At 33.7% G+C, this 10,123-nt stretch carries 5 protein-coding genes (3 of these 5 cut by a window edge); all 5 read right to left on the reverse strand.

The window, feature by feature from the left end:
* Positions 1-35 carry the 5' end (the start) of a GEVED domain-containing protein gene (locus ACKTTQ_RS04395; RefSeq protein ID WP_456243496.1) on the reverse strand. It extends 1,192 nt beyond the left edge of the window, so the window shows 35 of its 1,227 coding nt (coding positions 1-35); its start codon is at positions 33-35; its stop codon lies off the left edge, out of view.
* Positions 1-2,208, reverse strand: the 5' portion of a protein-coding gene (locus tag ACKTTQ_RS04400) for a S8 family serine peptidase (RefSeq protein ID WP_408048508.1). The gene continues 15 nt to the left of window position 1, outside the view; 2,208 of the gene's 2,223 nt are visible here — the first part of the coding sequence; its start codon is at positions 2,206-2,208; the stop codon falls past the left edge of the window. The genes ACKTTQ_RS04395 and ACKTTQ_RS04400 overlap by 50 nt, the downstream gene beginning before the upstream one ends.
* A gap of 232 nt (positions 2,209-2,440) precedes the next feature.
* Positions 2,441-5,923 (reverse strand): M4 family metallopeptidase, encoded by a 3,483-nt coding sequence (locus ACKTTQ_RS04405; protein ID WP_408048509.1) that lies wholly within the window; start codon positions 5,921-5,923, stop codon positions 2,441-2,443.
* Positions 5,924-5,991: 68 nt separating this feature from the next.
* Positions 5,992-8,682 carry a GEVED domain-containing protein gene (locus ACKTTQ_RS04410; RefSeq protein ID WP_408048510.1) on the reverse strand — a complete coding sequence of 897 codons (2,691 nt, stop codon included), beginning with the start codon at positions 8,680-8,682 and terminating at the stop codon, positions 5,992-5,994.
* Between the two features lie 273 nt (positions 8,683-8,955).
* Positions 8,956-10,123, reverse strand: partial view of a GEVED domain-containing protein gene (locus tag ACKTTQ_RS04415; protein WP_408048511.1) — the 3' portion only. The gene runs 1,535 nt beyond the window's last position; the window shows 1,168 of its 2,703 coding nt (coding positions 1,536-2,703); its start codon lies beyond the right edge, outside the window; its stop codon occupies positions 8,956-8,958.

Raw genomic sequence — 10,123 nt, forward strand, 5'->3', positions numbered from 1 at the left:
GTCATATGTTTCTCCGCTATCTGCAAAATCTCCATCTTGATTCCAGTCAATCCATGCTATTGCATCAACTCTATAATTACCATCAGTATTTACTGATACTGTAAGGTTTACTGATGAAGATTGAGATACTGTAGTACTTAAGTTAGTAAAATCTTCATAACCTACATTTTTAGTTGGTCCATCTGCTTTATCAATAGATCCAAATACTACTCTTGTAACTCCTGTTGCATATGATGTGTTTCCACTAGATGCACAATAGTTTATTTGTACTGCTGTAGTTGTAAAGTTTACTGAAGCACTATAATTAGAGTTTCCTGATGAACACTTACTACGAACTTGAGCTTCATATTGTGTAGAAGCTGATAATCCACTTAAGGCTTTTGTTGTTCCAGATACTGCGCTTGTTGTCCATGAGCTAGTTCCAGCTTGACGGTATCTAACATCATACGTTGCTCCAGAAACTGCTGTCCAGTTTACTGTTGCTCCTGTTGCAGTAACTCCACTTGTTGAAACTCCTGTTGGTACTGTTGCATTACAAACTACTGGAGTACCTGTAATTCCTGTTACTATTAAAGAATAATTTTGACTACCTCCTGTTAAAGAACCTTTATGAGTTACTGTTATAGTATAGGTTCCTGAAGCTCCAGAAACATCAACTCTTTCAAAAGGATCAACATTATTATCTCTTTTTGCATTTGTAGTTGCACCTGTTAATTCATAAGGTAAATTAGTTGTTCCACCTTTAGTAACTCTTAAATCTAAATCATTTACTAAAACTGGTGTGGTAGAGTTTACAGTTGTATTAGCTGTACCTGGTCTATCTGTCCATGAAATTGATGCTAATAACGGGTTTGTTCCATCAGAATCAACAGTTATTGTATATGTTTGACCAGAAGTTAATGTTAACTCTTCTATTTTTGATTGATTTCCTTTCTGAGTAATTACTTGAGCTGCCTTTTTAGTATTTAACAATCCCCAACCAAAAACTGCATCAGGTCCAGAAGCTCCTGCATCATCAGCAGTATGTAAAGCTAAACCTTTAAGTGTTGCAGCTCTCATATAAGAACTATGTGTATTATTATTATGCTGTTGTAAAAGCAGTAATGAACCTGTTACATTAGGAGAAGCCATTGATGTACCAGTAATAGAATTATATGCAGTATCACTACTTTCATAAGTAGAATATACTCCAGTACCATTACCTGTAATATCTGGTTTTATTCTAAAATCATCAGTTGGCCCTTCACTACTTGAACTATTGATAGATACAGAAACTAAATTTCCACTAGCATCAACATTAGCATCTTGTGCATTTGCAACTACTAAGTTATTCTTAGATGTAGAATGTCCTGTTAATTTATCAAAACCAGAACCTCCAGTAGGATTGTTATTTGCTGTATTATCGTTACCATCGTTACCTGCTGCTACAACCATTAAATAATTTGGAGCATTAAACATTATCTCATCCCAAGCACGAGATTCTGTTATATACCCTCCAAAATAATGTTGAGGTAATAATACTTGCCCTGTATTCGGGTTTCTAACTCTATAACCGTATGAGTGATTAGAGATTAACATACCGTTAGCTGCTGCAGTTGTTGCTTCAGCTTTATCACTATTCCAATCATAACCAACAGCTTTAGCATGTGGAGCCATTCCTTTAGCATTAGCTTGTACTCCAGATGCTATAATAGTTCCTGTAACGTGAGCGGCGTGAAAGTTTTTTGTTGTAGTACCATCACCAATAGAGAAGCGGTTATTTCCTCCTGCTCCATCATATTCTTGGTGGGTAGTTCTTGCTAAACCACCATCCCAAACATGGGCTGTCATACCTTGACCCATTACATTCAATCCTAATGTTCCCCCTGAATGTAAGTGATTCGTTCTCGTTGATTTTGCTGCATCAACGTTAAAAGTTGTGTAGTAAATTGGCTTTCCGTCTACAACTCTTTGAAGTTCAACCATACTTCCATCTTTGGTTGTAAACTTAGTTTTCCAGCCATTTCTTTTTGCTAATCGTAAAGCTTGTTGTTTTTCATTTGAAGCATTTTCTTGAAATTTTTGCTTCATAACATTCAGTTTGGTTAAATCGTATTTACTACGAATTTTTTCAGCCTCACCTTTGTTTTGAGCTTGTAGTTGTGCTTGGAAACTTAATCCAATTAACGCACCTGTAACTACAAGACTTTTAAAGTACTTGTGTTTCATTTTTAGAAGGGTTTTAATTTAGTGTTTGGTTTTAATTTATTACTATTTATTTAAGGTAAATAATCTTAAATTCTTAGTTTTTTCATTAAAACAATGCCAAATATATAATTTTTTTTTTAACAAAAAAATAACAATTAAAAAAACACCTTAAATAACTTACTGAAAAACAACAAAAAACCCTGAGTTTTACTCAGGGTTTTATTCATATTAAATTAATATTATTTTAAATTTTTTACTTTTTTACCAATTTAGTTTTTAATTGTTTTTGACCATCATTTACTTCTAACATATAAATTCCAGAATTTAAACTTGAAACATCTAAATTTGTTGATGTTATTCTTCCAGATTTTACTACACTTCCTATAGTATTTACAATTCTATAAGTAATATTTTCTGCTTTTGAAGCAAACTTAACTTGAACAGTATTAATAGCTGGATTTGGGTATGTCATTAAATCTAAAACTCTTTCATTTGTAAGAGCATCTGCTTTAATTGTTGATGTTAAAGTATTAATAATTGAAGCACTAGCTGTAGTAATATTTACAGTATAATCTTCAACTTCCCCATCAGCAAAAGTTTCACATGCTGAAGAAGCTCCGTTGTATTTCATTGATACACGCATTCTTGTTGTTCCTAAGCTAGCTCCTGATGGTACATTTACGTTGTATGATAAATTCCCTGAACTTGTTGAATTTCCTGATGCTACTTTTTCACTTGATTCAAAAGTTCCATTCTGGTTATAATCAATCCATATTGTAAAAAACTCATTATAAGCTGTGCTTCTAAAACCTGCACTTACCACTAGTTGATTTGTACTTCCCTGAGCTACCGTTGCCGTTTTAGATGTGAAATCTCCATATCCACCATTTTTTCCAGTACTGTTAGTCATTCCTCCAAATGATACATAATCTATCCATTCATAAGTAACTCTATTCCCTTTAGAAGTACAGTAGCTTACTACTGTTCCTAAAGTAGTTACATTTACAACATTACTTGAACTTGACTCATTTGATGCTGCATCTTTTGCTTTTACTGAAAAAGTATATGCTGTATTTGCTGTTAATCCTGTTACATTATAGCTTGTTGCTGTTGTTGTTGATCCTATTTTTGTTGATCCTCTATATACATCATAGCCTGTTACTCCTACATTATCAGTTGATGCTGTCCATCCTAAACTTAAACTTGTTTGTGAAACACTTGAAGCAGCTAAACTACTTGGTGCACTTGGTGCTTGAGTATCTGCTTGTGCTGATCCTATCACTACTGTATAATCTTCTGTCTCTCCATAGTTGTATGATCCACATGCACTTGGAACTGCATTATAACGTAATATTACTCTCATTCGTGTTGCTCCTTCACTTGCTCCTGATGGTACTGTAAAAGAACCACTTACTGATGTATCTTTTGAAGCTGCTTTTGTCCAAACTGTTTCGCCTGAATCTGAAAAATCTCCATCTTTATTATAATCAATAAAAACTCCATAACCTTCATTGTAAACCGTTCCTGTCCATTTTGGCGTAATCGTAATACTATGAGAAGTTCCTTTTGCTAAATTGGTAGAGATAGAAGTGTGATCTGTATATCCATTTCCTCCTGTTGAAGTATTACTTATACTTCCTAATTCTACTTTTTGAATATATTCATCTGATACACTATTTCCTTTTGATGAACAATAATTAACTGGAGCTGTTCCAGTAGTTGTTACACTAACATTAGATGCTGCTCCATCTCCTCCTGATGAACATTTTGCTTTCACTACACATGTATAAGCTGTTCCTGCAGTTAAGCCAGTAATTACCTTAGATGTTCCATTAACTGTACTATCTGTTCCATTAACTGTTACTGTATAAGAGCTTGCTCCTGTAACTGCTGTCCATGTTAAAGTAAATCCATTATCATTAATACTAGAACCTGCAAAATTAGTAGGTGCTGCTAATGCACAAGATTCAACAAATGCATCTCCTACACCAACAGCATGCCAAGCATTAGTTACTGATTTTACCTCATCACTATTAGCTCCGTATAAATCTGTAGCTGCCGATATGGCACCATTTCTAGCATCCTCAAATTTAGAATTAGCAGATAAATAATTTACTTCTAAACGATAAGAAATTTTAGCTGCTTTAGTCATTCCAATACCTGTAACATTAAATGAATTATTAATGTCATTTGTTCCAGATCCACCTACAGTTAATAAATAAAACCAATAATTTAATACTCCTGAGTTTGTGTGTACACCACAATAATCATTTGATTGTGTTGGTGTTCCACAATTTGGTTCTTTCCAATAAGTTCCTCCATAAGTATCAGGTTGATTTCTTTCATTAGGGTTACTCATAGAACGTAAAGCTACTGCGCCAGTTCTTCTATCTATTTCATCACCTATTAACCAAACTGAAGCGCTTGGTGCACTATCATTACCATTTCCTTTTGCAAAATGCTCAACTGCAGCTCCCCAAATATCAGAAAACCCTTCATTTAATCCTCCAGATTCTCTTTGATAAGCTAAGTTTGCAGTATTTGAACAAACAGCGTGACCTATTTCATGAGCTGCAACATCAATAGATGTTAAAGCATCAAAATTACCATTTCCTTCACTTCCATTTGATGATCCATCACCATAAGTCATTACCGAACCATTCCAAAAAGCATTATCATAACCTAATCCACCTGCTACATTATCGTAATGTACATAACTATTTATTGCTGCTCCAGATCCGTTAAAACTATTTCTATTGTGTTTAGATTGAAAATAGTCATATGTTTTCTCAGCTCCCCAGTGAGCATCTAAAGCTGCATTATCTTTTGCTGCATTATCAAATTCTGCCGCTGTCCAATTATTATCAGCATCTGTAAAATTTGTTGATGGATAACTCGGTTGACCTCCACTATTATAAGTGTTAACTCCATTTCCTCTAGTATTATCTCTTAACGCATAACTACTACCAATTACCCTGGTAGTTATAGACTGTGTTCCACTATACCTAGTCGCTGCATTACCAGTAGCTAAAGTTTCAATAATTTTATCTTTTATACTATTATTTACAGTTCCTAAATTCTTTGAAGAATGTGCATGTTCATCTAAATGCTTAATTATTGCATTAAAAAACAAAACTTCCCCAGTATGAGCATCTATGTATAGATGACCTCTACTTAAAGGCTGTGTTGCATAGATATCAAATTTATATGCCAATCTTGCTTTATCTTTTCCTATAACTTCTCCTGGAAGTATTAACAATTCTCCCACTGGCTTTTTATAATTATCCATTGCTTTTGCTGCTTTAGGAGAATCCCAAAGGTATTTTTCAGCACCTGTATGACTTATAGCTCTATTAAAAGCTATTTCTTTAGATAATTTTGGAACTATATTCACACTACTTACATCATAAAGTTCTCCATTCATACTCTGTAAGTTCCCATTCTTTGCATGCGCCATGTAGGTAGCAAACTCAACCTTAATCCCTTTAAATTTTTGTTGATATTTATTATGCGTAAAACCTAATTCATCTTGCCTAGATTGTACTTTTATTAAATTATCTTCAGAAGATAATCTAAGCTTTTCTTTAATTAAAACTGGAGCTTTAGTTAAAGCAATTTTTGAAGAATTTTTAAATTTAATTTGTCTTGGTTTAGTGTTATCTTGAGCATTCATAGTGAACACACCAGGCAACAAAAAAGCCAAAAACATTGCGTTTTTAACGTAACTTTTTTTCATTTTTAGATGGGTTTAATTTAAAATTGTAAAAAAACCCTGAGAGAACCTCAGGGCTTAGTAGTTAGTTTTTACTTTTTAATAAATTTGGTTGTTAATGATTTTTGACCATCATTAACTTCTAGAATATAAACCCCAGAATTTAATTTCGAAACATTAAGAATAGAAGAGTTCAAATCACCAGATAAAACAACACTTCCTATAGTATTTGTTATTCTGTAAGTTGAATTTTCAGCTCTTGAAGCTAATTTTACTTGTACAAAATTTGTTGCAGGACTTGGATAAGCCATTAAATCCAAAACATTTTCATTTGTTAATGGTGCAACATTATCTAGAATTGTACCTCTACTTACGTTTGAAGTAATATTTACCGTATAATCTTCAACTTCACCATAAGAAAATGCTTCACAAGCGGTTTGAGCTGCGTTCCATTTCATAGATACACGCATTCTTGTTGTTCCTAAACTAGCTCCTGATGGTACATTTACGTTGTATGATAAATTCCCTGAACTTGTTGAGTTTCCTGATGCTACTTTTTCACTTGACTCAAAAGTTCCATTCTGGTTGTAATCAATCCATATTGAGTAATATTCATTATAGGCAGTACTTGTAAAGCCTGCACTTACTATCAATTGATTTGTACTTCCTTGTGCTACAGTTGCAGTTTTAGATGTAAAGTCACCATATCCACCATTTGCACCTGTAGTATTAGTCATTCCTCCAAATGATACATAATCAATCCACTCGTAATTTATATTGTTTCCTTTCGAAGCACAATAAGATACTGTGTTTGATAAAGTAGTTACATTTACAACATTACTTGAACTTGATTCATTTGAGGCTGCATCTTTTGCTTTTACTGAAAAAGTATATGCTGTATTTGCTGTTAAACCTGTTACATTATAGCTTGTTGCTGTTGTTGTTGATCCTATTTTTGTTGATCCTCTATAAACATCATAGCCTGTTACTCCTACATTATCAGTTGATGCTGTCCATCCTAAACTTAAACTTGTTTGTGAAACACTTGATGCAGCTAAACTACTTGGTGCACTTGGTGCTTGAGTATCTGCTTGTGCTGATCCTATCACTACTGTATAATCTTCTGTCTCTCCATAGTTGTATGATCCACATGCACTTGGAACTGCATTATAACGCAATATAACTCTCATTCGAGTTGCTCCTTCACTTGCTCCTGATGGTACTGTAAAAGAACCACTTACTGATGTATCTTTTGAAGCTGCTTTTGTCCAAACTGTTTCGCCTGAATCTGAAAAATCTCCATCTTTATTATAATCAATAAAAACTCCATAACCTTCATTGTAAACCGTTCCTGTCCATTTTGGCGTAATCGTAATACTATGAGAAGTTCCTTTTGCTAAATTGGTAGAGATAGAAGTGTGATCTGTATATCCATTTCCTCTTGTTGAAGTATTACTTATACTTCCTAATTCTACTTTTTGAATATATTCATCTGATACACTATTTCCTTTTGATGAACAATATGATATCGTTACTACAGGTGTTGTAAAGTTTACTGATGCACTATAAGCAGAGTTTCCAGACGTACATTTACTACGTACCTGAACTTCGTATTGAGTAGAAGCTGATAACCCACTTAAACTAGTTGAAGTACCAGTTACTGCATTCGTAGTCCAAGAACTTGTTCCTGTTTGACGGTATCTTACATCATAGGTAGCTCCAGACACTGCTGTCCAAGAAACTGACGCTCCAGAAGAAGTAACACTAGATGTACTAACACCAGTTGGTACAGTTGCAGTACAAGCGGTAGATCCTCCAGTTTTATCAGATAATGCTAACGAACGTCTAACTCCTCCAGCATCTAAAACAGCTCTCATTCTAGTCTTTTGACCTGCTGTATATAAATTCATACAAGCATCATCAGAATAATCCATATAGTTTTGTACCATATCTTCAGAACCACAAGAAGTATGACCAGTTACACATCCATAATTAGCTGCATCAGATTCAGGTGTATCAGATACGAAATCATCAGTACCACATGCTCCATCACCCCAAATATGGCGTAAGTTTAAGAAGTGTCCTACTTCGTGTGTGGTAGTTCTTCCTTTATCGAATTTAGCAGCTAAATAAAAACCAGTACCTTTATCCTTACTACCAAAATATTGTGGACTCATTACAACTCCATCAGTTGCAGCACTTCCTCCTGGGAATTGTGCATATCCAAGGATTCCTCCACCAATATTACATACCCACATATTTAAATACTCGGCAGTATTCCAAGGATTTACTCCTCCTTGAGATAACTTTTTCATTGCATCACTGGTTCCCCATGATGTTTTTGTAGATGATTTTCTTGTAATACCTGTTGTAGGGTTTCCATTTGGATCAACCTTCGCTAAATAAAACTCTATTTCTGTATCAGCAGCTTGAGACCACTTATTTGTTTTATCAGCATTTGTTCTTCTAAAATCTTCATTAAGAACATCAATTTGAGATTGGATTTGAGCAACACTAATGTTTTCTTGTGAATTACTATAAATTACATGTACTACTACTGGTAATTGAATAACATTACCTACTATTTTGTTTTTAGTGTTTTGCATTTCTTTTACTCTTTTTTGAGTAAAAGCTTCAATTTTTTGCATTCTTTCTTTTAATAATGGATCTTGAGATTGACGGTGTTCAAGATTTTCCATTGCATGGCAATTTCTTTTTTCTTGGGCGAAATTAGCACCCACAAAAAACAAGCACGTAAGTGCTAAAATAATTCTTCGTTTCATTTTAGAAGGGTTTGGTTTAAAGTTTGATTTATAACTAAAAATAGTTATTCAAGATATATAGCCTGTTGTAGTAGTAAGTTTTTACAAAACATTTTGATTATGTAGTAGTTATTGTTGTTGTTTTTTGTAAAAACTCTGTCAAATATATAATTTTTTTGTTAAAAAAAACAAAAAACCTCATTATTTAAACCATATAACTTACTTATACACAACAAAAAAGCCCTAGAGAACGTTCTCTAGGGCTTTTTATTATTAAGATCTATTGAATAAATCTTACTTTTTTATAAATTTAGTTCTTAATGATTTTTGACCATCATTAACTTCTAACATATAAATTCCTGAATTCAAGTTTGAAACATTTAAACTTCTAGACATCATTTTTCCTGATTTCACAACGCTTCCTATAGTGTTTATAACTCTATATGTAATGTTATCACTTTTTGATGCTACATTAACTTCAATGAAGTTAGTTGCTGGATTTGGATACGCCATTAAGCCTAAACCACTTTCACTTCTTAAAGTTTCAATATTACTTATACTAGTACCTTTACTTGTATTAGCTGTAATATTAACCGTATAATCTTCTACTTCACCATCTGCGAAAGTTTCACATGCTGTTGATGCTGCGTTATACTTCATAGAAACACGCATTCTTGTTTGTCCTAAACTAGCTGAAGACGGTATAGTTATGTTTGAAGATCTATTTGTTGAACTTGATGAGTTTCCTGAAGCTACTTTTTCACTCGCCTCAAAAGTTCCATTTTTATTATAATCAATCCAAATTGTAAAATACTCATTATAAGCTGTGCTTCTAAACCCAGCACTTACTATTAATTGGTTTGTACTTCCTTGTGCTACTGTTGCCACTTTAGATGTGAAATCTCCATATCCTCCGTTTGCTACAGTTGTATTAGTCATTCCTCCAAATGATACATAATCAATCCACTCGTAAGTAACTCTATTACCTTTTGATGCACAATAGTTAACTACAGTTCCTAAAGTAGTAACACTTGCTGTATTACTTGATGATGATACATTTCCTGCTGCATCTTTTGCTTTTACTGTAAATGAATATGCAGTATTTGCTGTTAATCCTGTTACATTATAGCTTGTTGCAGTTGTAGTTGATCCTATTTTTGTTGATCCTCTAAAAACGTCATATCCTGTTACTCCTACATTATCTGTTGAAGCTGTCCAGTTTAATGTTAATGTTGTTTGAGCTATACTTGCTGCTGCTAAACTACTTGGTGCACTTGGTGCTTGAGTATCTGCTACTGCTCCTTGTACATTTACTGTATAATCTTCTACTTCTCCATCAAAGTTTGTTTGACATGATGTTGGATTCGCATTATACCTTGCTGAAACTCTCATTCTTGTTGCTCCTACTTTTGCATTTGCTGGAACTGCTACTGCTTTAGTTGGTAATGCTCCGTTAGATACA

The organism is Tenacibaculum halocynthiae (assembly GCF_964512825.1).
In the GTDB taxonomy this organism is placed as follows: domain Bacteria; phylum Bacteroidota; class Bacteroidia; order Flavobacteriales; family Flavobacteriaceae; genus Polaribacter; species Polaribacter halocynthiae.

Bases quoted from the DNA above. Each gene is read 5' to 3' on its own strand.
- ACKTTQ_RS04410 (WP_408048510.1), bottom strand. From the start codon at position 8,682: ATGAAACGAAGAATTATTTTAGCACTTACGTGCTTGTTTTTTGTGGGT.
- ACKTTQ_RS04405 (WP_408048509.1), bottom strand. From the start codon at position 5,923: ATGAAAAAAAGTTACGTTAAAAACGCAATGTTTTTGGCTTTTTTGTTG.